The sequence below is a fragment of the Agromyces mariniharenae genome, from assembly GCF_008122505.1.
Lineage (GTDB): Bacteria > Actinomycetota > Actinomycetes > Actinomycetales > Microbacteriaceae > Agromyces > Agromyces mariniharenae.
Map to the genome: position 1 here is coordinate 1466922 of NZ_VSSB01000001.1, position 26784 is coordinate 1493705.

Consider the following 26784-nt stretch of genomic DNA (forward strand, 5'->3'; position numbering starts at 1 on the left):
CGGGGTCGGGCCTGGCGACCCGACCCCGCAGGCGATCAGTGCGGCTTACCAGCCCTCGATGCCGAGCTGCTGGGCCTGCTTCTTCACATCCTCGTCGTACTGGGCGGCGCCGTCTGCCGCGGACGTGATGCCCGAGCCCACGGCGACCGTGATCTGCTCGAGCGCCGGGCCCTTGATGGGCGAGAGGAACTCGAGCGCGAGGTTCGTCTTGCCGTCGTCGAAGTACTGCTGCAGGTCGGAGACCATGGCCGGCACGTCGTCGGGCAGCTCGCAGCCGTCGACCACGAACGGACCCTGGGGGGCGTTCGCCTCCGACTGGATGTCGCAGCTCTCGGGCGTCGTGAGGAACGCGAGGAACTTCTTGGCGGCCTCGAGCTTGTCGCCCTCGGTCGACTTGGGGATGTAGACCGTGTTGGTCGGCATCCACACCGTGAGGCCATTGGTCGAGGCGTCGGGGCCCGGCAGCGGGAAGGTGCCGACCACGTCGGCCGCCTCGGGGTTGGTCGTCATGAGCTGCCCGGCCGCGAAGGTGAGGATCGGGTACTGCGCGCCGGCTCCGGTCGCGACCATGGTGACGCCGTCCGCGTACTTCGCCGATGCGAAGTCCTCGTTGAAGAGGCCCTTCTCGAACGCCTCCTGGAGGTGCTCGAATCCGGCCAGCGCCGGCTCGTCGACGTACTTGGCCTCGTTGTTCGTGTACTCCTCGGCCCAGTCGGGGTTCTCGGCCAGCACGTTGTTGAAGTCGCCGAGCACGAAGAGCTGCGAGGTCCAGGTGTCGCCGTACGTCTGCACGATCGGAGCCGCGACGCCGGCCTGCTTGATCGCCTCGCTGTTCGCGATGAACTCGTCCCAGGTCGTCGGGATCTCGAGGCCGAGCTGCTCGTAGATGTCCTTGTTGTAGATGACGGCGCCGGCCATCGACTGCCCCATCGGGACGCCGTAGAGGCCGTCGTCCGTGGAGACGCTCTGTACGAACCGGTCGTCGAACTTGCCGACGTAGTCCTCGTCGGCGAGGTTGACGAGGGTGTCGTCGGGGCTCAGCGCCTGCATCAGCGAACCGGAGTTGTACTGGAAGATGTCGTCCATCTCCCCGGTGGCGAGGCGCGTCTTCACGACGTTGTCGCCGTCGGCGCCCTGCGGACGCGTCTCCACCTCGATGCTGATGTCGGGATTCTCCGCCACGAACGCGTCGACGAGCGCCTGGGCGGTGGCGACGGTCGCCTCGCCGTTGTCGACGAGGAACGTCAGGGAGGTCGCACCTCCGTCGGAGTCGGACCCGCCGGCAGTGCATCCGGCGAGCGCGAGCGACAGGGCGAGACCGCCTGCGCCGATTGCGACGAGCGAGCGTCGCGGGGTACGGGGGACCATGTTCTTTACCTCCATGTAAAGCAACTGCGCTGTTGAGTGCTCCGAATGGTCTCGGTGCTGTGGCGTGGCCCACGTTACGAGCGTCGAAGAAAGTTTGTCAACCGATCTACACAAATTCCTTGAAACGATTTACGATCGAACCCACGCCCTGACGTAGATCGGTCTATTCCGCTCGACGGCTCGGTGTATCGTGACACCCAGTCGGCACGCCCGACCATCGAAGGCGAGAGGGGGAGACCGTGGCACAGACGAGAGCAGCGACCATCGAGGACGTGGCCCGCGAGGCCGGCGTCTCGCGCGCTGCGGTCTCCAAGGTCATCCGCAACGCCTACGGCGTGAGCCCCGCCATGCGGGAACGTGTCACGGCCGCGATCGAGGCCCTCGACTACCGCCCGCGGGTCGCCGCCCGGGCCATGCGCGGATCGAGCTTCACCCTCGGCATCGAGATGCCGCACATCGGCAACCCGTTCTTCACGAAGATCGTCGCCGGCGCCAATGCGGCGCTGGCGGGCACCGACTACCAGCTCATCATCGCGCCGGCCGACGTCGACGGCGAGGAGGGCGTGCGCGCGATCGGCGCCCTGGCCGACCGCCAGGTCGACGGCATCGTCGCGATCTCGCCGCTCGTCTCCCCCGACTGGCTCGAACGCCTCGCCGGCCGCGTGCCCGTGGTCATGCTCGGCCGCCACGACCGGTCGACGGCCTACGACACCGTGACGGGTGACGACGCCGAGGGCACGCGGCTCGTCATGGAGCACCTCTTCGAGCTCGGACACCGCCGCATCGTGCACCTCACCCGCAGCGAAGAGGTCACGCGACCGGGGTCCGGCAATCCGCACGCGATCCGCCTCGAGCAGTACCTCGCGCACATGCGCGCGGCCGGCTTCGCCGACGACATCCGCGTCGTGCGGACCGGGCTCGACGAGGAGGCCGCCCGCCTCGACACGCTGGCCCTGCTCGACGAGCGCGTGCCCACTGCGATCTTCGTCGGCAACGACGAGCTGGCGTTCGGCGCGCTCCGAGCGCTGAGCGAGCACGGACTCTCCTCCGCCGAGGTCTCCGTGGTCGGCTACGACGACGTCGACATCGCGAGCTACCCGGCCATCTCGCTCACCAGCGTGAACCAGGCCGGCGAGGCGATGGGCGAGCGGGCGATCCGCCTGCTGCTCGAGCGCATCGAGGGCCGGACCGAGCCGATCCACTTCTCCGTCGAGCCGTCGCTCAAGGTGCGCAACTCGACCCGACCCGCACCGGCGGAACCGACCGGCTGAACGAACCGAACCACACGAACCGCCGGCACGACCTCGATCCGCTCGTGCCGGGCACCACCACGGAAGGACGCGGATGTCCACGCAACTCCCTGCCCCCACGACGGCCGACCCCGGCGCGCACGTCATCGCGCTGCGGTCCCAGTACCCCGATGGCCTGCTCGGCGTGCCGCGCACCGGCCTGCGCCTGAGCTGGCGGGCCGATGCGGCATCCGCCCAGCTCGGATACCAGGTGCGCTGGGACGGCGTGCGGTCCGGGGAGGCCGAACCGGTCGCATCCGATGCCGCGATCGGCGTCGTCGCGCCGGGTCCCGACCTCGAACCGGGCGAGGAGCGCCGTTACGCGGTGCGCATCGCCACCGCGGCCGGATGGTCGGACTGGAGCGACGACCTCGTCGTCGAGGCATCCGTCGACCCGGCCTCGCTCGAGGCGCGCCCGATCGGCGGCTCGCAGCCGACCGAGGGCCCGGTCATGTTGCTCCGCACCGCGGTCGCGCTGCCCGCGGCGCCCGTGCGTGCGCGGCTCCGTGCGACGTTCTGGGGAATCGGCGAGTTGCGGATCAACGGCCGCCGCGCGACGGAGGAGCACCTCACCCCCGGCTGGACGGCGTACCAGGATCGCGTGGTGCTCGGCACGTGGGACGTGACGGACCTGCTGCACCCGGGTGAGAACGCCCTCGGCGTGCTCCTCGGCGACGGCTGGTACCGCGGACGGCTCGGATGGGACGACGGGACGGAGCAGTACGGCACGGAGCTCGCCGCGCTCGCGCAGCTCGACATCGAGTGCGCCGACGGCTCGAACGTACGCGTCGCGACGTCGCCCGAGTGGACGACCTCGGTGGGCGGCATCCGCTCGGCGAGCCTCTACGACGGCGTGGAGATCGATCTCCGCGACGAGCCCACGGGCTGGGATGCGCCCGGCTTCGACGACTCGGGCTGGGCCGCTGCACGTGCCGTCGCGATCGACACCGCCGTCGTCGAACCGCGGATCACCACCGGCGTCCGCACGATCGGCGAGTGGGACGTCGCCCTGCAGCCGCGCGACGGCCACGTGTTCCTCGACGCCGGCCAGAACATCGCGGGCTGGCTGCGGCTCGTCGTCCGGGGCCGCGCGGGCGACCGCATCGAGGTGCGGCACGCCGAGGTGCTCGAGCCCGACGGCTCCATCCATACGAAGTCGCTGCGCACCGCACGGGCCGCCGACGGCTACGTGCTCGACCACGACGGCGAGACCACGCTCGAGCCGACCTTCACCTTCCACGGCTTCCAGTACGCCGAGGTGACCGGCGGCGAGGTCGTCTCGGCCACGGCCGTCGCGGTCTCGAGCGCCGACCGGTTGCGATCCTCCTTCGAGAGCGCCGACCCCCGGCTCGACCGCCTGCATTCGAACGTCGCCTGGTCGCAGCGCGACAACTTCGTGTCGCTGCCGACCGACTGCCCCCAGCGCGACGAGCGCCTCGGCTGGACGGGCGACGCGCAGGCCTTCGCACCCACCGCGTCGACGCTCTTCGACGTCGAGGCGTTCTGGATGTCATGGCTGCGCGACCTCGAACTCGACCAGGACGCGGATGGGGCGGTCGCCGCCGTCGTGCCGAACATCCTCCAGGACGACGCGATCGCGGGTGGGAACTGGATCACCATGGGCCGCGCCGGCTGGGCGGATGCCGCGACGATCGTGCCGTGGGCGGTCTACGAGTCGTACGGCAGCGACGAGGTGCTCGTGCGGCAGCTCGTCAGCATGCGCCGCTGGGTCGCGAGCCTGGAGCGGCGCGCGGGCGACGGCCTGCTGCCGACCGAGTTCCAGTTCGGCGACTGGCTCGATCCCGACGCCCCCGGCGACGAGCCGTGGAAGGCGAAGGTCTCGTCGGACTACGTGGCGAACGCCTTCTTCGCGCACAGCGCGCACCTGCTGGCGGAGGCCGAGCGGCTCGTCGGCGAGCCCGCTCGCGCCGAGGCCGCCGACCGGCTCGCACGACGCGTCGCGCGCGACACCTGGGAGCGCTGGGGAGAAGAGGCCGTGGAGACGCAGACCGGCGCCGCGGTCGCCCTCGAGTTCGAGATCGCACCGGATACCGAGCGCGAGCGCATCGCCGAGGGCCTCGCGCGCAACGTGCGCTCGGAGCGCGGCCGCATCGCCACGGGCTTCCTCGGCACGCCGCTCGTGCTCTTCGCGCTCGTGCGCAGCGGGCACGTCGATGAGGCGTTCCTCATGCTGCTGCGCCTCGAGCCGCCGTCGTGGCTCTACCAGGTGGAGATGGGCGCGACGACCGTGTGGGAGCGGTGGGACGCGCTCGCGCCCGACGGCTCGATCCACTCGGGTGAGATGGCCACGGGCGACAGCTCGGGCATGCTGTCGTTCAACCACTACGCCTACGGCGCGGTCGTCGACTGGATCTACCGCTACGTCGGCGGGCTCGCGCCGACGGTCGAACGACCGGGCTACCGGCGGATCGTGGTCGCCCCTCGGCCGTCGAGGGCGATCCCGTGGGCACGCGCCGCGGTCGAGACGCGGCTCGGCGCGGCATCCGTCGACTGGCACCTCGCCGGCGCCGACCTCGAGCTCGAGCTCGTCGTGCCGTTCGGCGCCGACGCGGTGCTCGACCTGCCGCTGACCGACGGATCGACCGTCGAGGTCGACGGCGTGCCGCACGCCGGCGCACCGCTCGGCCCCGGTTCGCACCGGATCGTCGCCACGGCCGTGCGGGTCGCCGACCCGGCCGCGCTCGTCGCACCGACGCGGTGACGCCATGGCCCGGGGCCGCCGCCGACTCGGCCGGTCCCGGGCCGCGCGGGGACTCGCCGGCGCGTCGAGCCGGCGGTAGGATGGAAAACGCATTCCGCACTTGCGCACCACCGCTCGAACGCCTACGCTTGAAACGATTCACACGGATCGATCACCGACCGGCCCGGCACGACCACGAGAGGGAGAGCTCGACGATGAGCACAGCACCCCGAGCAGCTGAACGGGTCTGCTTCCAGCTGCAGGTCGACGCCGCCCGGCTCGACGAGTACCGCGAGCGCCACGCCGCCGTCTGGCCCGACATGCTCCGTGCCATCGAGGCGTCGGGTCGCCGCAACTACTCGCTCTTCCTCCGCGAGGACGGCCTGCTCATCGGCTACTACGAGACTCACGACGACGCGGCATCCCAGGCCGCGCTCGAGGCCGACCCGCGCACCGCCGCCTGGGAGGCCGAGATGGCGCCGTTCTTCGTCGCCCTCGACGGCCGCCCCGACCAGGGCGCCCCACGACTTCCCGAGGTCTTCCACCTCGAGGACCAGCTCGCCGCGCTCGACGCCGACGCCGACGCCGAGCGCTGAGCTCCCACCGACCACCAGCACAGAAAGCAGCGACCAGTGAGCACCCTTCCCGCCGCCATCCTGTCCGAACTCGAGCTCCAGTCGATCGAGCTCCCCTCGTGGGCGTTCGGCAACTCGGGCACCCGCTTCAAGGTCTTCGCGACCCCGGGCACGCCCCGCGACCCGTACGAGAAGATCGCGGACGCCGCGCAGGTGCACCGGTACACGGCGCTCGCGCCGACCGTCGCGCTGCACATCCCGTGGGACAAGGTCGACTCCTACGACGACCTGCGGACGCACGCGGAGGACCTCGGCGTCTCGCTCGGCACCATCAACTCGAACACGTTCCAGGACGACGACTACAAGTTCGGCGCCCTCACGCACGAGGATGCCGCCGTGCGCCGCAAGGCCATCGACCACCACTTCGAGTGCATCGACATCATGCACGCGACCGGCAGCCGCGACCTGAAGATCTGGCTCGCCGAGGGCTCGAACTACCCGGGTCAGGCCGACCTGCGCGGCCGCCAGGACCGCCTGCACGAGTCGCTGCAGGAGATCTACGCGCGGCTCGGCGACGACCAGCGCCTCGTGCTCGAGTACAAGTTCTTCGAGCCGGCGTTCTACCACACCGACGTCCCCGACTGGGGAACGAGCTACGCCCAGGTCGCCGCGCTCGGCGACAAGGCCATGGTCTGCCTCGACACCGGCCACCACGCGCCCGGCACGAACATCGAGTTCATCGTCATGCAGCTGCTGCGCCTCGGCAAGCTCGGCTCGTTCGACTTCAACTCGCGCTTCTACGCCGACGACGACCTCATCGTGGGCGCGGCCGACCCGTTCCAGCTGTTCCGCATCATCTTCGAGGTGATCCGCGGCGGCGGCTTCAACCACCCCGACGTCGCGTTCATGCTCGACCAGTGCCACAACGTCGAGGACAAGATCCCCGGCCAGATCCGCTCGGTGCTCAACGTGCAGGAGATGACCGCACGGGCGCTGCTCGTCGACACCGAGGCGCTGCGCGCCGCGCAGCTGTCGGGCGATGTGCTCGAGGCGAACCGCATCTTCATGGACGCGTTCTACACCGACGTTCGTCCGGCCCTCGCCGAGTGGCGCGAGTCCCGCGGCCTGCCCGCCGACCCGATGCAGGCGTTCGCGGCATCCGGCTACCTGCAGCAGATCGCCGCCGACCGCGTCGGCGGCGTGCAGGCCGGGTGGGGTGCCTAGCCTCATGACCCAGCAGCCGCCGTACGGTGCGGCCGACGGGCTGGTGCGGGTGTACCCGGCGGATGCCGCGGCGCTCCGTCCGGTGCCCGGGCTCGTCTGGGCGCACGGCGGCGGCTTCGTCGCCGGCGACCTCGACATGCCCGAGGCGGACTGGGTCGCGTTCGCCCTCGCCGCTCGCGGCATCACGGTCGTCTCGATCGACTACCGCCTGGTCGGCGACGGCTCCGGACGCTATCCGGCCGGCTCCGATGACGTGCTCGCGGCCTGGACGTGGACGCTCGACCACGCCGATGAGCTGGGCCTCGACGCGTCGCAGCTCACGATCGGCGGCGCGAGCGCGGGCGCCAACCTCGTGACGGGGGCGGTGCTGCGGATGCTGGATCCCCACCGGTGGTCGAGTGGCGCCGCCGAAGGCGACGCGTATCGAGACCCGGAGCCACGTCTCGATACGGCTGCTTCGCGGCCTACTCGACGGACGATGCCGTCCGGCGTCTTCCTCGCCTACCCCACCCTGCACGCCGTGCAGGCCGCGCCCGACCCGGCGCTGCGCACGCTCCTCGACGCGAACCCGGCCGCCGACCGCTTCTTCCCCGCCGCCGTGCGCGCGATGTACGAGGCCTACCTCGGTGGCCCCGTCGACGACGCGCCGCTGCCCGCCGTGCCCGGCCGCGCCGCGGCATCCGACCTCGCCGGCTTCCCGCCGGTGCTCATGGTCAACGACGAGGCCGACGAGCTCCGCGTCTCGGGCGAGGCGTTCGCCGCGACGCTCGCGGAGGCGGGCGTCCCGGTCGACCTCGTCGTCGAGCCCGGCACGCAGCACGGCCACCTGAACCGACCCGACGAGCCCGCGGCATCCGCCTCGATCGAGCGCGTGGTGCGCTGGATCGCGTGGCTCGCGACCCACCACCGGACCACCCTCCGACTCACCGAAGGAATCACCCCATGACGAACCAGGCAGCTGCCGACCTCATCGCGCGGTCGAACCGCCTCGGCGCCGACCCGAAGAACACGAACTACGCCGGCGGGAACACGTCGGCGAAGGGCACCGAGACCGATCCGGTCACGGGCGAGCCCGTCGAGCTGCTCTGGGTGAAGGGCTCGGGCGGCGACCTCGGCACCCTGCAGGAGTCGGGTCTCGCGGTGCTGCGCCTCGACCGGCTGCGCGACCTCGTCGAGGTGTACCCGGGCGTCGAGCGCGAGGACGAGATGGTCGCCGCGTTCGACTACACGCTGCACGGCAAGGGCGGCGCGGCGCCGTCGATCGACACGGCCATGCACGGCCTCGTCGACGCGGCGCACGTCGACCACCTGCACCCCGACTCGGGCATCGCGATCGCGACGGCGGCCGACGGCGAGGAGCTCACGAGTAGGATCTTCGGCAACAGGGTGGTGTGGGTGCCGTGGCGTCGCCCGGGCTTCCAGCTCGGCCTCGACATCGCCGAGATCAAGGCGCAGAACCCGCAGGCGGTCGGCTGCGTCCTCGGCGGCCACGGCATCACCGCGTGGGGCGACACGTCCGAGGAGTCCGAGACGAACTCGCTCTGGATCATCGACACGGCCGCCGCGTACATCGCCGAGCACGGCAAGGCCGACCCGTTCGGCGCCGTCGTGCCCGGCTACGAGCCGCTGCCCGAGGCCGAGCGTCGCGCGAAGGCCGCCGCGCTCGCGCCGACGATCCGCGGGCTCGCGTCGTACGACCGGCCGCAGGTCGGCCACTTCACGGACGCCGACGTGGTGCTCGAGTTCCTCAGCCGCGAGCAGCTCGCCCCACTCGCCGCGCTCGGCACGAGCTGCCCTGACCACTTCCTGCGCACCAAGGTCAAGCCGCTCGTGCTCGACCTGCCGGCCGACGCGTCGATCGAGGATTCGATCGCGCGCCTGAAGGAGCTGCACGAGCAGTACCGCGCCGACTACCAGGCCTACTACGACGCGTACGCGACGCCCGACTCCCCCGCGATCCGCGGCGCCGACCCGGCGATCGTGCTCGTGCCGGGCGTCGGTATGTTCTCGTACGGCGCGAACAAGCAGACCGCGCGCGTCGCGGGCGAGTTCTACGTGAACGCCATCAACGTGATGCGCGGCGCCGAGGCGCTGTCGACGTACGCGCCGATCTCCGACGAGGAGAAGTTCCGTATCGAGTACTGGGCGCTCGAGGAGGCCAAGCTCGCGCGCATGCCGAAGCCCAAGACGCACGCGACCCGCGTCGCGCTCGTGACCGGCGCGGCATCCGGCATCGGCAAGGCCATCGCGACCCGCCTCGCCGCGGAGGGCGCCTGCGTCGTGATCGCCGACCTCGACCTCGAGAAGGCGCAGGCCGCAGCGGCGGAGCTCGGCAACAGCGACGTCGCGATCGGCGTGCAGGCGAACGTGACGGATGCCGCGGCGATCCAGCGCGCGATCGACGACGCGGTGCTCGCCTTCGGCGGCCTCGACCTCGTGGTGAACAACGCCGGACTGTCGCTGTCGAAGCCGCTCCTCGAGACCACCGAGGCGGACTGGGACCTGCAGCACGACGTCATGGCCAAGGGCTCGTTCCTCGTGTCGAAGGCCGCGGCGAAGGTGCTCATCGAGCAGGGCCTCGGCGGCGACATCATCTACATCTCGTCCAAGAACTCGGTGTTCGCCGGCCCGAACAACATCGCCTACTCGGCGACGAAGGCCGACCAGGCCCACCAGGTGCGACTGCTCGCGGTCGAGCTGGGCGAGTACGGCATCAAGGTCAACGGCATCAACCCCGACGGCGTCGTGCGCGGCTCGGGCATCTTCGCCTCGGGTTGGGGCGCGAACCGCGCGAAGACCTACGGCATCGAGGAGGAGGACCTCGGCAAGTTCTACGCCCAGCGCACGATCCTCAAGCGCGAGGTGCTCCCCGAGCACGTCGCGAACGCGGTCTTCGTGCTCACCGGCCCCGAGCTGAGCCACACCACCGGCCTGCACATCCCGGTCGACGCGGGTGTGGCCGCGGCCTTCCTGCGATGACCGGCCACCGGTGGTCGAGTAGCGCCCGGCGCAGCCGGACGCGTATCGAGACCCAGGCACCGCGTCTCGATACGCGTCGCCTTCGGCGGCGCTACTCGACGACCGGGGTGACCCGATGACCGGCGGGTCGGTCGCCGCGGTCGACCTCGGCGCGACGAGCGGACGCGTCATCGTCGGCCACGTCGACGCCGCGGCCGGCCGGCTCGAGCTCGACCAGGTCGCCCGGTTCCCGAACGGGCCCGTGCGGCTCGCGTCGGGCCTGCACTGGGACCTCACCGGCCTCTACCGCGACCTCACGCGCGGGCTCGCCGACGCGTTCCGCCGCGAGCCCGGCGTCGCCTCGATCGGCGTCGACTCCTGGGCGGTCGACTACGGCCTGCTCCGCGGCGACCGGCTGCTCGGCGAGCCGTTCCACTACCGCGACGAGCGCAACGAGCGCGCGGTCGAGCGGGTCCACGCGGTCGTGCCGTTCGACGAGCTCTACCGCCGGAACGGCCTGCAGTTCCTGCCGTTCAACTCCGTGTACCAGCTCGCGGCCGAGCAGTCGGGCGGACTGCTCGGCCTCGCCGACTCGATGCTCCTGATCCCCGACCTGGTCGGCTTCCAGCTCACGGGCACGCGGGTCGCCGAGCTGACGAATGCGTCGACGACCGGCCTCGTCGGGGTGGAGACGGGCGAGTGGGACTACGAGCTCATGGAGCGGCTCGGGCTCGAGGCATCCGTGCTGCCCCGCCTCGTCTCGCCGGGCGCGTCGCTCGGCGACCTGCGGCCCGGCGTGGCGGCCGACCTGGGCGCCCCCGCGGGCGTCGAGGTGGTCGCGGTCGGGTCGCACGACACCGCCTCGGCGGTCGTCGCCGTGCCGATGCACCCCGAGTCGGCCGCGTACATCTCGTGCGGCACGTGGGGCCTCGTCGGCGTCGAGCTCGAGCAGCCGGTGACGACGGATGCCGCGCGCGAGGCCAACTTCACGAACGAGGGCGGCGTCGACGGACGCGTCCGCTTCCTGCACAACGTGATGGGGCTCTGGCTGCTGTCGGAGTCGGTGCGCTGGTGGGAGCGTGACGGATCGACGATCGACCTGCCCGAGCTGCTCGCGCAGGCGGCCGCGGTCACGACCGAGGTCGCCGTGTTCGACGCGAACGACTCGTCGTTCCTCGCCCCGGGCGACCTGCCCGGGCGGATCGCGGAGTGGTGCGCCGATCGCGGCGTGCCCGCGCCGCAGAGCCGAGCGGAGTTCGCCCGCTCGATCATCGAGAGCCTCGCCGAGGCGTTCGCGGGGGCGGTGCGTACGGCGTCGATCCTCTCGGGCGTCGACGTCGAGACGATCCACGTCGTGGGCGGCGGCGCGCTCAACGAGCTGCTCTGCCGGCGCACGGCCGACCGGGCGGGCATCCCCGTGCTCGCGGGGCCGGTCGAGGCGACCGCCATCGGCAACGTGCTCGTGCAGGCCCGGGCGGCCGGCTTCGCCGGGGCCGACCTCGAGTCGCTGCGGGCGCTCGTGGCCGCGTCGTTCCAGCCCGTCCGCTACGAGCCGTCGGCTCGCTGATCGGTGCCGCGATCAGTGCCCGTGCGCGAGCTGCTGCAGCCCGATCACGCCGGCACCGAGCGCGAGCAGGATCCCGAGCGCGACGACCTGCTTCCACCACGAGACGTGCGTGCGGCGCACGGCGAACCAGCCGATGAGGCCGAGCGTCACGAGGTAGACGATGGAGGCCGCGCGCAGCGCCCCCTCGAGCTGGAACACCCCGAGCACCGCGAGCACGAGCAGGATGAGCGGCACGCCCGCCGACGCGATCGCCGACCCCGAGACGCGGGCCATGCGGCCGAGCTGGCCGCCATCGGGGAACGCCTGGTGCACGGCGAGGTGCGCGATGACCTCGGCCACGAAGCCCGCCGCCGAGATCGCGACGATGCCGACGAGCAGGGTGAGCGTCGCGCGGGTCGCCGTGATGTGCTCGACGTTGTTGATCTGCACGAGCACGATCGCGAGGCCGGTGAAGGTCGCGTAGACGCGCTCCTTCAGCGCCTCGGCCCGCTCCTCGGTCGGCCGGTCGGGGCGATCCGGCGGAAGGCCCGGTGGACCGCCCGGCCCGCGCCCGCGACGCGCTCGCGCGCGTTCGCCTCGGTCGTCGGCTGCTGCGGCCTCGTCCATGGCGGCCACGGTAGCACCAGGCCCACCCGCCGATCAGGCCATGACGGATGCCGCGGCGGGCGCTCGCCCGCGCGCCTGCTCGGTGTCGCGCATCCCGAGCACCGAGACGCCCACGCCGTAGGTCACGAAGTCGCCGCGCGGACGCACCCCGACCCCGACGAGGGCTCCCCGCTCGCCGCCGTCGGTCACCTCGAGCCCGTGCAGGAGCGCCTCGCTCACGTCGGGCGGCAGGTCGGCGGCGGGCACGGTCTCGGCGTCGCCGCAGAACGTGATGGTCGCCGCCGGGATCTTGATCCACGGCATGAACGGGACCCGCTTCGCGATCGGCACGGTCACCGACACCGACGGATTCGCGGCGATGTGCCGCGCCTTCCACTCGCGGTCGTTCGTCGTGAACCACAGCCGCCCCTCGTGCACGTGGTGCATGACGCCGGCCGTGCGCGCCTCGCCGCGCGCCGAGACCATGCCGATCACCATGAAGTTCTCACCGGCGATGGCGTCCCAGACGGCCTCGCTCGTGATGTCGACCATTCCGATCACCCGCTTTACATTGTCAAGGCTTTACGATGTCAAGTAGAGTACGACGCTCAACTTGACAATGTCAAGGGCTTCGCGAGAGGACATCGGATGACGGATACGGCGACCACCGGGGCATCGGGACGTTCGGCGCTGCTTCGAGCCCTGGAGGAGCTCGCCCGGGAGCAGGGCGTGAGCAACGTCGGGCTCCGCGAGGTCGCACGCCGCGCCGGGCTCTCGCATGCGGCGCCGACCCACTTCTTCGGCAGCCGCGAGGGGATGATCCGAGCCCTCGCGCTCGAGGGCCTCGACCTGCTCATGGAGGAGCTGGGCAGCGCCCAGGAACGCGCCGCGCACCTGCCCGGTCGCGAGCGCCTCATCGCCGACTCGCTCGAGTACGTGGCATTCGCGCAGCGCCACCCCGCGCACTACGACGCGATGTTCCGCACGCCGTCGACCTCGCCCGACGACGACACGCTCGACCGCGTGCGGATCACCGCACTCGACTGCCTGCGCGAACTCGTCGTCGACGTGCACGGCTCGGGCGCCATCGGCGGCGACGTCGAGACCGCGTTCCTCCAGATCTGCGCGATGTGCCACGGCATCGCCTCGCTCGCGATCGACGGGCTGCTGCACGGCTTCCACGAGATCGTCCGATCGCCCGACGACACGGCCCGCATCGTCGAGGGCATCGTCCGCGCCCAGGTGGAGCAGCTGCCGTGAGCCGCGCCCGCCGCTCTGGAAGGATGGCCGGATGAGCGAACCCCGCCTCCTCGTAACCGTGCCCGGCGAGACCCTGCGACGTGCGATCGGCGCGCCGCCTGAGGGCGTCGACATCGAGCTCTGGGACCTGGCCTCGCCGGCACCCGCCGACCACATCGACCTCGTCGTGCCGCCGTACATGGGCGCCGCCGAGCGGCTCGGCGCACTCGAGGGCATCTCGACGCGGCTGGTGCAGTCCCAGTCGATCGGCTACGACGACGTGCCCGACGTGCTGCCGTCGGGCCAGGTGTTCGCGAACGCGGCATCCGTGCACGAGACCTCGACGGCCGAGCTCACGCTCGCGCTCGTGCTGGCCGCCCAGCGCGGCATCCCCGACTTCGTGCGGGCCGCCGAACAGGGTCGCTGGGCGCCCGCGCGCCACGAGAGCCTCGCCGACCGGCGCGTGCTGCTGCTCGGCTACGGTGGCGTCGGCCGCGCGATCGAGGACCGGCTCGCGCCGTTCGAGGTCGAGCTCGTCCGCGTCGCCACCCGTGCGCGCGACGACGAGCGCGGACGCATCCACGGCATCGACGAGCTGCCCGCACTGCTGCCCACGGCCGACATCGTGATCGTCGGCGTGCCGCTCACCGACGCGACCACGGGGCTCGTCGACGACGCGTTCCTCGCCGCGCTGCCCGACGGGGCCCTCGTGGTGAACATCGCGCGCGGCAGGGTCGCCGACACCGACGCGATCCTCGACCACGCCACGCGCGGCCGCCTGCGCTTCGCGCTCGACGTCACCGATCCCGAGCCGCTGCCGCACGGGCATCCGCTGTTCGCACTGCCGAACGTGCTCATCTCCCCGCACGTGGGCGGCGCGTCGACCGCCATGATGCCGCGCATGGCGCGGCTCGTGCGCACCCAGATCGAACGGATGCTGCAGGGCGACGAGCCACTCAACGTCGTGCTGCGCACCTGAACGCGCGCTGCACGCCGCCCCAGACCCGCGGACCCGGCCGACCAACCCGATCCGACCCGCCCGCCCCGCCCCGCCCCGCAACGCCCCCACGAGAGGACACCCCATGCCGCAGTTCGACGCCGCCTTCGACTGGGTCCGCCGCAACGTGCACGACGGCCCGCTTCCGTCGGCGGTGCTCGGGATCGCGACGGCCGAGGGGGTCGTGGCGCTCGAGGCCTTCGGCGCGACCGGCGGGCACGCGGCATCCGTCAACGACCACTACCCGCTGTTCTCGATCACGAAGCCGATCGTGGGGCTCGCGGCGCTGCACCTCGTGGAGCAGGGACGGCTCACGCCCGAGACGCCGCTGACCCGCGCCGTGCCCGAGTTCGGCGGCTGGCGCGACGACGTCGTGCGGCTGCGGCACCTCGTGAGCCACACGTCGGGCATCAGCGAGCCGCCGCTCGACGTGCCCGGCGGACTCCGTCTGTCGCTGCTCGTGGCGTCGCGCGACTTCCCCGCGGGCGCCGCCTCGCGCTACTCGTCGATCGCGTTCGAGGGCATCGCCGCGCTCATCGACGACGCGTCGGGCGCGCCGTGGGAGCGGGCCGTCGCGAACGTCGGCGAGCGGGCGGATGCCCCGGGCCTCACGTTCGACGCCGACTCGTCGCCGCACCTGCCGGTCGACGTCGTCGAGCAGGGCCTGGACTGGGCCCGGTTCACCTCGCTGCGGCATCCGGGCGCCGGACTCTTCGCCCGCGCGGCCGACCTGCTCGCCGTCGGCAGCGCGCTGCTGCGCAACGACGGCTCGCTCGTGGCGCCCGTGACGTTCGAGGCGATGCGACGCCCGCTCACCGCCGGGCTCCCGAAGCTCGAGCCCTACATCGAGTCGCGCGGCCAGGACTGGGGCTTCACGTGGAACCTCCGGCACTCGGCGCCCGGCCTGCTCACCCGCGACACGTTCGGCCACGGCGGCTGGGCCGGCACGGAGTTCTGGATCACGCCGTCGCTCGACGTCTCCTTCGTGCTGCTCACGAACATCGGCGGCGGCTTCGGCCGCTTCGGCGTCGACGGCGACGAACTGCACAACGCGGTGGCCGCCGCGGCCTGAGCCGACGCCGGCGCGAGCACTCGCCAGCGCCACTGTCCGGGATCCCGGATCGGGAGTACCCTGAGCATCGACCGAACGTTGGCGGAGCGTCCTGGGGGCTGACGCGCACGCAGCGCGAGGTCAGGGGTGACCCGGTGGGAGACGGGCCACCGGTCGACGAGGATGCGCGCATGGACGCCGTCATGGAGCTGGAGATCGGGCCCGGCCCCGAGTCGGGCTCCTACGTGGTGCGCGTGCTGCGCTCCGTCGGGGGCGGTGAGCCGACCGAGGCGATCGCACTCGACGTCGACGAGCTCGTGGATCGACGGCCCGAGCTCGAAGCGAGCGTCCTGCTGTCGTCGGTCTCGGCCCGTCGCATCATGACCGATACCGAGGCGGCGCTGCAGGCGGTCGGTCGCCGGCTCTTCGAGGCCGTCTTCATCGGCGACGTGTACGCCGCCTACCGCACGAGCGTCGCGGTCGCCTCCGAACGCGGCACGGGCGTGCGGATCGCCCTGCGCCTCACCGCCCCGGGGCTGGCGGCCCTGCCGTGGGAGGCGCTGTTCGACCCCTCTACGGAGACCTACCTGTGCCGCAAGGAGCCGCTCGTCCGGCATGTTCCCGCCCCGCCCACGGCGGCGGCACTCGCGATCGAGCTCCCGTTGCGCGTGCTCGCCATGGTCTCGTCGCCGCGCGGGCTTCCTCCGCTCGACGTCGAGCACGAGCGCGAACTGCTCGAGGAGGCGCTCCGGCCCCATCTCGACGCCGGCCGAGTGCAGGTCGAATGGCTGGAGCCGGTGACCTGGCCGCGCGTGCACGACAAGCTCCTCGAACAGGAGTGGCACGTCCTCCACTTCATCGGGCACGGGACGTACGACGTCGACACCGACGAGGGCGTGCTCGCGTTCGTCGGCCGGGACGGTCGGGCCGACTACGTCGCGGCGTCCAGCCTCGCCGACCTCCTCGCCGAAGCCGAGCCGACGCCGAGGCTGGTGTTGCTCAACTCGTGCCGGTCGGCGGCCGGCGGACGCGACGACCTCTTCTCGGGCACGGCGGCGGCTCTGGCGCACAGCGGCATCCACGCGGTGGCCGCGATGCAGTTCTCGATCAGCGACACCGCCGCGATCGAATTCTCCCGCGGGTTCTACTCCGCACTCGCGCACGGCCGCGGCATCGACGAGGCCGTGCGGAGCGGCCGCATCGGCATCCTCGGCCTGGGCCGCGGAACGCTCGAGTGGGTGACTCCGGTGCTGTACCTGCGCGGCGAGGACACCCGCCTGTTCGACGTCGCGCAGCCCGCGGAGGCTGCAGACGCTCGAGCGTCGGCCGACCGATCGCCACGTGATCCCGGCACGAGCGGTCCGTCGCGGGATCCGACGCCGGCCGCCGGGAAACGGCGCCGACGCACGCCCTGGCTCGTTGCCGGCCTCGTCGCACTCGGCGCTGTCGTCGCCCTCGGGGCGGCACTGCTCCTCCCGCAGTGGATCGCTGGCGGAAGCGGCGGCGGGCCGGGAGGTGGTTCCGATGCCGACCGGCTCTTCGTCCGGATGGATCAGGACTGGACCAGCACCGGTGTCTCCTGCGAGGAGGGTGACACGATCCGCATCTCGGCGAGGGGCGAGGGCGTGTACGACGAGACCGAGGCGGCAGTCGGACCCAACGGCCTGACCACCGGCGAGCTCGGGGAGCGCCGCGTGTTCCGCAACATCGAGTCGTTCGCACTCATCGGGAAGCTGCACACGCAGTCGGAAGCATTCTTCGTCGGGGTTGAGCAGCAATACGTCTGCCCATCCGCCGGCGAGCTGCTCCTCGGCCCGAACGACAACCTGCTCGACGGGAACCGCGGAGGCTGGGACGTCACGGTGCAACTCGATCAGGACACGTGACGAGGCGATCCGACCGTGCCGCCCCGCATCCCGAATTCAGTGGTCCCCCTGTTGGCCGCCGGGCCCCGCACGACGAGGATTCGCCCATGGACACGGTGATGGAGCTGGAGATCGGGCCCGGACCCGAACCGGACTCCTACGTGGTGCGCGTCCTGCGGTCCGTCGGCGGCGGTGAGCCGACCGAGACGATCACGCTCGACCTCGACGACCTCGTGAATCGCCGGCCCCACGTGGAGGCCAGCGTGCTGGCGTCCTCCGTGACGGCGCGGCGGGTGATGTCGGAGTCCGAGACCGCCATCCAGGACGTGGGCCGGCGGCTGTTCGACTCGGCGTTCGCGGGCAGCGTCGCCACCGCGTACCGCACGAGCATGGCCGTCGCGTCCGAGCGCGGTGAGAGCGTGCAGATCGCGCTGAGCCTCACGGCGCCGGGGCTCGCCGCCCTGCCGTGGGAGACGCTCTACGACTCCGAGACGCAGCGGTACCTCTGCCGCAAGGAGCCGCTCGTGAGAAAGGTGCCGGCGCCGTACTCGACCGAGCCGCTCACCCTCACGCCGCCGTTGCGCGTGCTGGCCATGATCTCGTCGCCTCGGGGCCTCCCGACGCTCGACATCGACGACGAGCGCACCCGACTCGAGAGTGCGCTGAAGCCGCACCTCGAGACGGGACGCGTCGAACTGCAGTGGCTCGAGGATGCCTCATGGGAGGGCATCCACGCCAAGCTGCTCGAACGCAGGTGGCACGTGCTCCACTTCATCGGCCACGGGGCGTACGACACCGACACGGACGAGGGCGTGCTCGCCTTCGTGGGCCGCGACGGACGAGCCGACTACGTGACCGCGTCCGCACTCGCCGACCTCCTCGACGAGGCCGAGCCCACACCGCGCCTCGTGGTGCTGAACTCGTGCCAGTCCGGCGCCTCAGGCACGTCGGACCTCTTCTCGGGCACCGCAGCTGCGCTCGCGCACAGCGGCATCCGTGCGGTCGCGGCGATGCAGTTCTCCATCAGCGACATGGCGGCCCTCGCGTTCGCGCGCGGCTTCTACACCTCGCTCGCGTACGGTCGAGGCATCGACGAGGCCGTGCGCAGCGGCCGCATCGGCATCCTCGGCATCGGCCGCGGCACGCTCGAGTGGGTCACCCCCGTGCTCTACCTCCGCGGCGAGGGCGCCCGTCTCTTCGACGTCACCGCGCAGTTCCACAGGGTCCCGCCGCCCGAGCGTCCGTCTCCTCGTCGTCGGGAGAACTGGCAACCCGTGGCGAGCGCTCCGGTCGCCGCCGAACCCGCGATGGCATCGGTCGGGAGGGAATCGCCCAAGCGCGCCCCACGCAGGACGTGGATCCTCGTCGCGATCATCGCGGCGGTCGTGATCGCCGGCCTCGTCTACCTCCTGAACGTGCTGCGTCCGTGGGAATCGGACGGCGGCGGTGACAGCAGCGCACAGCCGAGCACCGCCGTGCTGGCCGTGGGCTCCGAGGAGCAGTGGGTGGAGGTCGGCCTGACCTGCGATCAGGGCGACGAGTTCGTCATCACGACGAGCGGCACGATCTACTACGACGGCACCGCGGAGTCGGAGGTGGGGCCCGACGGCCTCACGAACGGCGAGCTTCCCGAGTTGCGGGCGTACCCCGACTTCAACACCGCGTCGGTGATCGGCAAGCTCTCCACGCTGCCCGAGCCGTTCGCCGTCGGCTCCGGCACGACCTACGAGTGCACCTCGCAGGGCGATCTGATGCTCGGGGTCAACGACGCCGACCTGTCCGACAACGCCGGCCAGTTCCGCGCCGCGATCCAGGCGAATTACGAGTGAGATCGGCGGATGTCCCATGGAACGCATCGTGATCTTCCAGACACAGGACGGGAGCGAGGTCGCCGTCCAGGTCGCCGACCACGGCCCGCTGGGGCCCGAGGACGGCCCGCTCGGGCCCGACGGCAGCCCGCTCGGCCTCGCCGCCGGTGACGCGGCCGAACCCTCGGGTGCGCCGGAAGGCGTGACGCTCCGCGGCATCCCCGACGGCGCCCTGACGACCCGCGGCATCGGCGGCGGTCGCCTGGTCGAGCGGACGCAGCAGAGCCTCGACGAGGTGCTCGCGCACGCGAAGCCGGCCGTCACCGCCCTGCTGCGCCAGGTGCGAGCGCAGGAGGAGCCGCCCGACGAGCTCGAGGTCGAGTTCGGCATCCAGGTCAGCCTCGAGGTGGGCGCCTACATCGCGGCGGCCGGCTCGCAGGCGAACTTCCGCGTGACCATGCGGTGGATGAAGCACGGGGGGTGATCTCGCGCCGACCGCGGACGCACGACGTGCACGACATGCGCCCGGGCTAGCATCGGGAACAACGCCCAACGACGGAAGGTCGACATGCCCGCCTCGGCAGAACCCCGCGTGGCCCTCTACTTCGACTTCGACAACATCGTCATCTCGCGCTACGACCAGCTGCACGGCGACGGCGCGTATCGCAAGGACACCTCGCGCAGCAAGGCGCCCGCCTCGGGCACGCAGGCCGCGGCGCGGCTGCTCGAGGCCACGGTCGACGTCGACGCGGTGCTCGACTACGCGTCGACGTTCGGCACGATCGCGCTCGCCCGCGCATACGCCGACTGGTCGACGCCGGTCAACGCGAGCTACCGCGGCCAGCTCATCGACCGCGCGGTCGACCTCGTGCAGCTGTTCCCGCTCGTGAAGTCCATGAAGAACGGCGCGGACATCCGTCTCGCCGTCGACGCCGTCGAGGACCTGTTCCGCCTCGACGGCCTCACCCACATCGTCATCGTGGCGGGCGACTCCGACTACGTTCCGCTCGCGCAGAAGGCGAAGCGCCTCGGCGCCTACGTCGTGGGCATCGGCGTCGCCGGCGGCACCAGCCGGGCGCTGAGCGCCGCGTGCGACGAGTTCGCCGACTACGACGCGCTGCTGTCGACGGATGCCGCGGTCGACGACGACGAGAACACCGCTGCGCCGCCCGAGACCGCGCATGAGCCGGCATCGAAGCCGTCGCGCAGCCGATCGAAGAAGTCGACGGATGCCGCGCCCGACGCCGGCGTCCAGCCCCCGAAGTCGGGCGGTGCGGCATCCGCGCCCGCCGAACCCGCGCCCGCGGCCGCGCCGCCGACACGCAACCCCGGCCGCCTGCTGCTCAAGGCGCTGGAGCTGCTGCGCGCGCGGAACGACCAGGAGTGGCAGCCGTCGGGCGCCGTGAAGAACCAGATGCAGCGCATGGATCCGTCGTTCCAGGAACGCAAGCTCGGGTTCGGCTCGTTCAGCGACTTCGTGAAGTCGCGCGCCGGCGTCGTCGAGCTCGACGAGGCGGGCAACCGCATCCGGATCCGCCCGAAGAAGGGCTGAGCGCCCGACGTCCGGGGGCCGACGAGGATCAGCGCCGCGAGCGGCGTCCGTCCGAGCCGGGACCGTAGATGATGATGCCCGCGATGGGCACGAGCAGGAACCAGAGCCACGACCAGGCGAAGCTGCCGTTGAACCCGGTGATGAAGAACAGGGCGACGGCGAGGAACGGGGTGAGCGCCATGATGGTCGCGCCGACCCGGCCGCCGAGCGCCCGGCTCCCCCGGCCGGTGCCGACGTCGGATGCCGCGTACGCCGGCGACGCCGTGCCGTAGGTCGCCCCGGGCTGCGGCGGTGGCGGCACCGGGACCCCTGGTCCCGTGACGAGCGGCACCTCCTGCTCGGGAGCGGTCGACTCGGGCAGGTCGGCGAAGAGCGGCACCAGGTCGCCGCGGGTCACCGCGCGGCGTGCGGCGGCGGAGCGCTCCCCGAACTCCTCGGTCGTGAGCCGACCCTCCACGTTCGCCTGCGCGAGTCGGCCGACGGCTTCGTCGCGCTCGGCGTCGCTCAGCCGCTGCTCGGGTCGATCGGGATTCGCGTATCCGCTCATGCCCCCAGCGTGCCCGAACGGGGTCAGCCGACGGAAGGGTTCGCGGAGGAATCCGTCCGATCCCGGTTCCAGCGGCCCGACGACCCTACGCGCCGACCCCGCTCGCGTTCGTGCCCGGCCCGTCGTCGGTGCCCTCGTCGAGCGCCTCGCTCGCGTCGGGCACGCCCGGGACCACGCCGTCCTCGATCGGCGGGGGCTGGATGTCCCAGGATGACGCCTCATCCGCGGGACGCTTCGGATCGCGGTCGACGGCGTCGCCGTCGGGGGGCGTGTTGATGTCGGTCATCTCGACTCCCGTCTCGGCGCACGACGGCGCCGTCCGCATCAGTCTGCGATGGCCCGGGCCGACGCGACAGGGGGTTGCGGCGACCTGTGCCGTCACCCACCGCCATGTGGTCAGACCACATGTGCTAGTGTGGTCAGACCACACCGTCGCGGGAGAGGAGCGAGCATGGAAGCTGCGGCATCCGATGCGTCGAACGTCTTCGCGTCCACGACGACGCCGGCCTCCGATGCGCCTCGTGCGTGGCAGACGGTGCTCGAGCACGTCGAGTCCCGCCTCCTCTCCGGTGAGCTCGTCCCGGGCGATCGGCTCCCCGGCGAGCGCGCCCTCTCCGCCGAGCTCGGCGTGGGCCGGTCGAGCGTCCGCGAGGCGCTCCGCGTGCTCGAGGTGCTCGGCCTGATCCGCACGGCGAGCGGTTCCGGCCCGACCGCGGGCGCCATCATCGTGGCCACGCCGCAGGGCGGCATGAGCGCCCTCATGCGCCTCCAGGTCGCGGCCCGCGGCTTCCCGGTCGCCGACATCGTCCGCACGCGCCTCATCCTCGAGACCTCCGTGGCGGGCGATCTGGCGGAGGCAGCCGCCGATGTCGACGTCGACCTCCATGCCGCCGACCTGCTGCTCGACGCGATGGACGACCCCCACCTCGACGCCGCAGAGTTCCTCGCGCTCGACGCTGCCTTCCACCTCGCGCTCGCCGAGGCATCCGGCAACCAGGTGATCGCCGCCACGATGGCGGGCCTCCGCAGCGGCATCGAGGGCTACGCCCGCGCCGGCCTCGACACGATCGCCGACTGGGCGACCACGTCGACGCGGCTGCGACGCGAGCACCGCGGCATCGTCGAGGCGATCCGGGCGTCGGATGCCCCGACCGCACGGTCCCGCGTGCACGACCACATCTCCGGCTACTACGCCGAGACCCTTCCCGACCCCACCCCGACCACCCAGAGCCTGCCGAGGTGACGCGATCCGCCCGTTCGCGTCAGCGGAGCGGGCAGATCGCGTCACCTCGCCGACCGAGACCAGCAACGAGAGAGAGCGACACCATGGTGAAGCGCCAGTTCCCGAACCCCAAGGAGCTCGCCGAGCTCATGCGGTTCAAGAAGCCGACGATGAACCCCACCGACCGCCGGCTCGAGAAGGCCCTGACGATCTGGGACCTGCGCGACATCGCGAAGCGGCGCACCCCCAGGGCGCCGTTCGACTACACCGAGGGCGCCGCCGAGGGCGAGCTCTCGCTCGCGCGCGCGCGCCAGGCGTTCCAGGACGTCGAGTTCCACCCGTCGATCCTGCGCAACGTTCCCGTGGTCGACACGAGCCGCGAGGTGCTCGGCGGCCCGAGCGCGCTGCCGTTCGGCATCGCCCCCACGGGCTTCACGCGCATGATGCAGACCGAGGGCGAGATCGCGGGCGCCGGCGCCGCAGGGGCAGCGGGCATCCCGTTCACGCTCTCCACGCTCGGCACGACCTCGATCGAGGACGTGAAGGCCGCCAACCCGAACGGCCGCAACTGGTTCCAGCTCTACGTGATGCGCAAGCGGGAGATCTCGTACGAGCTCGCGAAGCGCGCGGCATCCGCCGGCTTCGACACGCTCTTCTTCACCGTCGACACGCCGGTGGCCGGCGCCCGCCTGCGCGACAAGCGCAACGGCTTCTCGATCCCGCCGCAGCTCACGCCGGGTACGGTCATCAACGCGCTCCCGCGTCCTGCGTGGTGGATCAACTTCCTCACGACGCCGAAGCTCGAGTTCGCGTCGCTGTCGTCGACGGGCGGCACCGTCGGCGAGCTGCTCGACTCCGCCATGGACCCGACCATCTCGTTCGAGGACCTGGACGTCATCCGCGAGATCTGGCCCGGCAGGATCGTGGTCAAGGGCGTGCAGACCGTCGAGGACGCGAAGCTCCTCGCCGACCGCGGCGTCGACGGCATCGTGCTCTCCAACCATGGCGGCCGCCAGCTCGACCGTGCGCCCATCCCGTTCCACCTGCTCCCCCACGTGGTGCGCGAGGTCGGGAACGACCTCGAGGTCCACATCGACACCGGCATCATGAACGGCGCCGACATCGTGGCCTCCGTCGCGCTCGGCGCGCGCTTCACGCTCATCGGGCGCGCGTACCTCTACGGCCTCATGGCGGGAGGGCGCCGCGGCGTCGACCGCACGATCTCGATCCTGCGCACCGAGGTCGAGCGCACCATGAAGCTGCTCGAGGTCGCCACGCTCGACGAGCTCGGCCCGCAGCACGTCACGCAGCTCGCCCGGCTCCAGCCCATCGCGAAGCCGGTGGCGGATGCCGCGGAGGCCGCGGTCGCGTCGAAGCCCACGACCGTGCGCTCGCCGCGCCCGTCCGCCGGCGCGAAGAAGAAGCCCGCAGCGCCCTCCTCGAACGGCCGGGCGGGATCGCGGGCGAAGGTCACGCCGTAGCGCGCCCGCGTCGTCGCGGCCACCCCGCGTACCGCGGCACCCGCTCGCGGTAGTCCGCCCATTCCTCGCCGAAGGCGCGATGGAGCGCGCGTTCCTCGGCGAGCGCGCCGAGGTGCTCGGCGATCGCGCCCACGGGCAGCGTGACCGCGACCCAGCCCGACCCGCGGATGACGCCGACTCCGAGGTGGATGAGCCAGCTTCCGACGTACATGGGGTGCCGGCACCAGGCGTACGGCCCGGTGGTGACCAGCGATTCCGGTTCCTCCAGCCGGAACTCGCCCGCGGTCCGACGTCGCCGCTCCATCAGCGCCCACGCGTCCAGCGCGAAGCCCGCGGCGAGCGCGAGGAGGCCCGCCGTCAGGTGCAGCGCCCGGGAACCCGGCAACGGCATCGGCCGGACGCGGTCGAGGACGGGGTCGACGACGAGGCCGACCGCCTGGCCCTCCGGGAATGGGGTGTTGTCGTAGACGGCACGGATGCGCGTCATGACGCTCCGGCTCATGGCACCCGCTCCGGTTCTGCAGGGACGTGCACCTCCGTCGTGCTCGGCGCTCGCGATGGCGCCCGGTACCGCAGGAACCACACGAGCATGAGCGCGGAGGCCACGAGGTAGAACCCGTGCAGCAGCCAGATCGGGCCGAACGGGAGCGCGAACACGTACACGGAGTGCACGAGGTTGCCCGCGTTCGTGATCGCGAGGTTGCCGAGGCTGTACGACGAGAGGTCCTTCGTGCGCGCGGCCTTCACCAGCATGGGCAGGTAGCTCATGGCGAAGAGGCCGGTCGACACGACGCCGGCGAACACGGCGAGGTCCATGACACCGAAGCTAGGCGCGGCGGCCGGCCGCGGCATCGGGAGAATCCCCCATTCGGGCGCGCCGGACGGAGTCGTTCGACGCGCCGATCGGAGCGTCGCCGTGATCGTCCGCAGGTGGTGACCCGCTCCGGGCCTGGTCCTGTCGGCGGCGAGATCAGGGCGCAGGGCGGCGCGGGCGGCCGCCGGCATGCTCGATCCGCTTCGCACGACGCCGGAGCTGCTTCATGTCCTTCTTCGCCTGCTCCTTCTCGGTCGGCGTGGTCACGGATTGCACGACCGTGTGGAGGGCGACCGACTTCGCCATCTTCTGCACCTGCTTGGCCTGCTTGCGACGGCGTTTCAGGGTCTTCGCCCGGGCCTTGGCGCGGGCCTCGGCGTCGGTGTCCTTCGGCGTCGCCTTGGCCTTGCCGACGTCCCCGCTCGGGCCCATCCGCAGCGAGGCCCGCTCGAGCTTCGCCGACGCGCGGGCGGCCTGCCGCGCGGCACGGCGCGGATCCGCGTCGCGGCCGGCCTCCGCTGCGCGGCGCGTCGTCGCGGCATCCGCCACGACCGCCTCGAACTTCGCCCGCGGGCCGCCCTTCGGCAGCTGCTTCGCGAGCTTGCCCGCCTCCTTCTCCGCCTTGCGGGCGGCGCGGATGGCGGACTTCGCCTGCTTCCGGTCGTCGCGCTGCGTGGCCATGTCGATCAGTCCTCGTCGATGAGGTCGAGCAGCTTCTTCGCCTCGTCGCGGATCTCGTCGTGGTCGAACTGCCCCGCGCGGCTCTCGGCCGAGATCACGGCGCAGCGGTGCACCTTGGCGAAGTCGCCGTAGGGGAAGCTGTAGTGCCCCTTGGTGTCGCGGTCCATGTCGTCGTCGACCCCGAGGTGCCACTTGCTGTACTCGCCCCAGCCGTGCTTGTCGATGAAGTCGTTCTCGTCCTCCGCGCTGGGGGCGTCCTCACTCCAGGCGTCGCGCTCGTCGCGCACGACCTTGCCGTCGCGCACGAGCGAGCGGGCGTGCCGGAGTCCGGTCTGGTTCAGCTTCACGGCCATCCGTCGGCTCCCTTCGTCGGATCGCGCTCGCGATGCGATCACCCCGTGTCTACGGGGAGCCGCCGCCGGCGTCAACGGGTTGCGGGAACGCGTGGATGCAGGAAGGAACGGCCGACACGCGGCATCCGGTCGACCGCGGCACGCGGCGGATGCCACGTTGTTCCTGCGTTCGCGGAGCGACTCAGCTGCGGACGACCGCCGGCACGCCCGCCTCGGGAAGGTCGGCGTCCATCATGAGGACGGCCGGCTCGGACGGCGCGTCCACGAACCGTTCCGTGTCGGAGACGGCGGCGGCGAGCAGCGCGACGAGTCGATCGTCGGGATCCGCGACGCACGCCCGCGCGATCCCGTCGACGGCGCCCGTCACGATGCCCCGGCACTGTCGCGCGGTCATGCCCGGACGGCGTCCCCGGCCGATCTCCGCGATGAACCGGGCAGCCCACTCGTCGGCGCCGGGGTCGACGCGCAGGGCGCCCTCCGCCAGCTCCCGCGCGTCCGCGGCGAACTCGTCGTCACGGTCGGCGAGGATCTCGAGCGCGACGCGCAGCCCCACGGCCTGCGAGCGCTGGCGCTCCTCGGCGGCGATGGGCAGGGCGGCGCTGGCGGCCCGCACCGCGAGCACGACGTCGAGCATCGGGTCGTCGCTCGTCAGCCCGATCACCCTCGGGATGAGCGGCGTGAGCTGCGCTCGGCCCGCGTCGCTCGTGCGGTCGTTCACCAGGCGGGCGAGGTGCGCGAGGGTGCCGTGCGTGCAGGCGGGATGGTCGCTCCAGCGTTCGCCTGCGAGGTACGACGCGAACTCCATGAAGCACGCCCCGCGCCGCGCTGAGTGGTGCCGGCCCGGGGAGAGGATCGGCATGACATCCGGGTGAACCATCGAGTCGCGCATGGGACCTCCCTCGCTCCT

Annotated in this window: 26 protein-coding genes; 16 read left to right on the forward strand and 10 right to left on the reverse strand. The window is 71.9% G+C overall.

Annotated features, from left to right (window positions below):
* Positions 1–45 precede the first annotated feature (45 nt).
* Positions 46–1368: an ABC transporter substrate-binding protein gene (locus FYC51_RS06670; RefSeq protein WP_148732827.1), complete on the reverse strand. Its 1323-nt coding sequence runs from the start codon at positions 1366–1368 to the stop codon at positions 46–48.
* A gap of 239 nt (positions 1369–1607) precedes the next feature.
* Between FYC51_RS06670 and FYC51_RS06675 the strand changes: the two genes are divergently transcribed.
* From FYC51_RS06675 to FYC51_RS06705, 7 genes are all read left to right on the forward strand, one after another.
* On the forward strand, positions 1608–2639 hold the full coding sequence (locus FYC51_RS06675; protein ID WP_148732828.1) for a LacI family DNA-binding transcriptional regulator: 1032 nt from the start codon (positions 1608–1610) through the stop codon (positions 2637–2639).
* A 73-nt stretch (positions 2640–2712) separates the two neighbouring features.
* Positions 2713–5379 carry a family 78 glycoside hydrolase catalytic domain gene (locus FYC51_RS06680; protein ID WP_148732829.1) on the forward strand — a complete coding sequence of 889 codons (2667 nt, stop codon included), beginning with the start codon at positions 2713–2715 and terminating at the stop codon, positions 5377–5379.
* A 194-nt stretch (positions 5380–5573) separates the two neighbouring features.
* Positions 5574–5954 carry an L-rhamnose mutarotase gene (locus FYC51_RS06685; RefSeq protein ID WP_148732830.1) on the forward strand — a complete coding sequence of 127 codons (381 nt, stop codon included), beginning with the start codon at positions 5574–5576 and terminating at the stop codon, positions 5952–5954.
* A gap of 36 nt (positions 5955–5990) precedes the next feature.
* Positions 5991–7157: an L-rhamnose isomerase gene (rhaI, locus tag FYC51_RS06690; protein ID WP_148732831.1), complete on the forward strand. Its 1167-nt coding sequence runs from the start codon at positions 5991–5993 to the stop codon at positions 7155–7157.
* A gap of 4 nt (positions 7158–7161) precedes the next feature.
* A complete protein-coding gene (locus tag FYC51_RS06695) occupies positions 7162–8103 on the forward strand; it encodes an alpha/beta hydrolase (protein ID WP_148732832.1) in 942 nt (313 codons plus the stop codon).
* Positions 8100–10136, forward strand: coding sequence for a bifunctional aldolase/short-chain dehydrogenase (locus FYC51_RS06700; RefSeq protein ID WP_148732833.1), 2037 nt, complete (start codon positions 8100–8102; stop codon positions 10134–10136). The genes FYC51_RS06695 and FYC51_RS06700 overlap by 4 nt, the downstream gene beginning before the upstream one ends.
* A gap of 115 nt (positions 10137–10251) precedes the next feature.
* Positions 10252–11682, forward strand: a complete 1431-nt coding sequence (locus FYC51_RS06705; RefSeq protein ID WP_148732834.1) for a rhamnulokinase — start codon at positions 10252–10254, stop codon at positions 11680–11682.
* A gap of 12 nt (positions 11683–11694) precedes the next feature.
* Here FYC51_RS06705 and FYC51_RS06710 read toward each other — a convergent pair whose 3' ends face one another.
* Both FYC51_RS06710 and FYC51_RS06715 read right to left on the reverse strand, forming a co-directional pair.
* Positions 11695–12288 carry a hypothetical protein gene (locus FYC51_RS06710; RefSeq protein ID WP_148732835.1) on the reverse strand — a complete coding sequence of 198 codons (594 nt, stop codon included), beginning with the start codon at positions 12286–12288 and terminating at the stop codon, positions 11695–11697.
* A gap of 33 nt (positions 12289–12321) precedes the next feature.
* A complete protein-coding gene (locus FYC51_RS06715; RefSeq protein WP_238476352.1) occupies positions 12322–12819 on the reverse strand; it encodes a pyridoxamine 5'-phosphate oxidase family protein in 498 nt (165 codons plus the stop codon).
* A gap of 96 nt (positions 12820–12915) precedes the next feature.
* On the opposite strand from FYC51_RS06715, the gene FYC51_RS06720 reads away from it, so the two are divergent.
* The 7 genes from FYC51_RS06720 to FYC51_RS06750 all read left to right on the forward strand — a co-directional run bounded on the left by FYC51_RS06720 (position 12916) and on the right by FYC51_RS06750 (position 20779).
* Positions 12916–13527, forward strand: coding sequence for a TetR/AcrR family transcriptional regulator (locus tag FYC51_RS06720; protein ID WP_148732837.1), 612 nt, complete (start codon positions 12916–12918; stop codon positions 13525–13527).
* A 31-nt stretch (positions 13528–13558) separates the two neighbouring features.
* Positions 13559–14485, forward strand: a complete 927-nt coding sequence (locus FYC51_RS06725) for a 2-hydroxyacid dehydrogenase (RefSeq protein WP_148732838.1) — start codon at positions 13559–13561, stop codon at positions 14483–14485.
* Positions 14486–14588: 103 nt separating this feature from the next.
* Entirely contained in the window at positions 14589–15575 is a 987-nt protein-coding gene (locus tag FYC51_RS06730) for a serine hydrolase domain-containing protein (RefSeq protein ID WP_148732839.1), read from the forward strand.
* Positions 15576–15745: 170 nt separating this feature from the next.
* The gene (locus FYC51_RS06735) at positions 15746–17440 is read left to right on the forward strand and encodes a CHAT domain-containing protein (protein ID WP_148732840.1); all 1695 of its coding nucleotides are present in this window, start codon (positions 15746–15748) and stop codon (positions 17438–17440) included.
* A gap of 86 nt (positions 17441–17526) precedes the next feature.
* Complete coding sequence (locus tag FYC51_RS06740; protein ID WP_148732841.1) at positions 17527–19248, forward strand: CHAT domain-containing protein; 1722 nt, start codon at positions 17527–17529, stop codon at positions 19246–19248.
* A gap of 16 nt (positions 19249–19264) precedes the next feature.
* On the forward strand, positions 19265–19711 hold the full coding sequence (locus FYC51_RS06745) for a CU044_2847 family protein (protein ID WP_148732842.1): 447 nt from the start codon (positions 19265–19267) through the stop codon (positions 19709–19711).
* An 84-nt stretch (positions 19712–19795) separates the two neighbouring features.
* On the forward strand, positions 19796–20779 hold the full coding sequence (locus FYC51_RS06750) for an NYN domain-containing protein (protein ID WP_148732843.1): 984 nt from the start codon (positions 19796–19798) through the stop codon (positions 20777–20779).
* A 28-nt stretch (positions 20780–20807) separates the two neighbouring features.
* On the opposite strand, the gene FYC51_RS06755 is transcribed toward FYC51_RS06750, so the two are convergent.
* Entirely contained in the window at positions 20808–21326 is a 519-nt protein-coding gene (locus FYC51_RS06755) for a DUF1707 SHOCT-like domain-containing protein (RefSeq protein WP_187432520.1), read from the reverse strand.
* A gap of 85 nt (positions 21327–21411) precedes the next feature.
* Positions 21412–21612, reverse strand: a complete 201-nt coding sequence (locus tag FYC51_RS19170; protein WP_187432521.1) for a hypothetical protein — start codon at positions 21610–21612, stop codon at positions 21412–21414.
* A gap of 165 nt (positions 21613–21777) precedes the next feature.
* On the opposite strand from FYC51_RS19170, the gene FYC51_RS06760 reads away from it, so the two are divergent.
* Together FYC51_RS06760 and FYC51_RS06765 are read left to right on the forward strand one after the other, a co-directional pair.
* A complete protein-coding gene (locus FYC51_RS06760; protein WP_148732845.1) occupies positions 21778–22569 on the forward strand; it encodes a FadR/GntR family transcriptional regulator in 792 nt (263 codons plus the stop codon).
* Positions 22570–22652: 83 nt separating this feature from the next.
* The gene (locus FYC51_RS06765; protein ID WP_148732846.1) at positions 22653–24029 is read left to right on the forward strand and encodes an alpha-hydroxy acid oxidase; all 1377 of its coding nucleotides are present in this window, start codon (positions 22653–22655) and stop codon (positions 24027–24029) included.
* Here the strand turns inward: FYC51_RS06765 and FYC51_RS06770 are convergent.
* From FYC51_RS06770 to FYC51_RS06790, 5 genes are all read right to left on the reverse strand, one after another.
* On the reverse strand, positions 24019–24516 hold the full coding sequence (locus FYC51_RS06770) for a methyltransferase family protein (protein WP_238476248.1): 498 nt from the start codon (positions 24514–24516) through the stop codon (positions 24019–24021). The two genes, FYC51_RS06765 and FYC51_RS06770, sit on opposite strands and share 11 nt — an antisense overlap.
* A gap of 11 nt (positions 24517–24527) precedes the next feature.
* Positions 24528–24845, reverse strand: coding sequence for a hypothetical protein (locus tag FYC51_RS06775; RefSeq protein WP_148732848.1), 318 nt, complete (start codon positions 24843–24845; stop codon positions 24528–24530).
* Positions 24846–24999: 154 nt separating this feature from the next.
* A complete protein-coding gene (locus FYC51_RS06780; RefSeq protein ID WP_148732849.1) occupies positions 25000–25524 on the reverse strand; it encodes a hypothetical protein in 525 nt (174 codons plus the stop codon).
* Between the two features lie 5 nt (positions 25525–25529).
* Positions 25530–25877: a hypothetical protein gene (locus tag FYC51_RS06785; RefSeq protein WP_148732850.1), complete on the reverse strand. Its 348-nt coding sequence runs from the start codon at positions 25875–25877 to the stop codon at positions 25530–25532.
* Positions 25878–26058: 181 nt separating this feature from the next.
* Positions 26059–26682, reverse strand: coding sequence for a hypothetical protein (locus FYC51_RS06790; protein WP_148732851.1), 624 nt, complete (start codon positions 26680–26682; stop codon positions 26059–26061).
* Positions 26683–26784 lie beyond the last annotated feature (102 nt).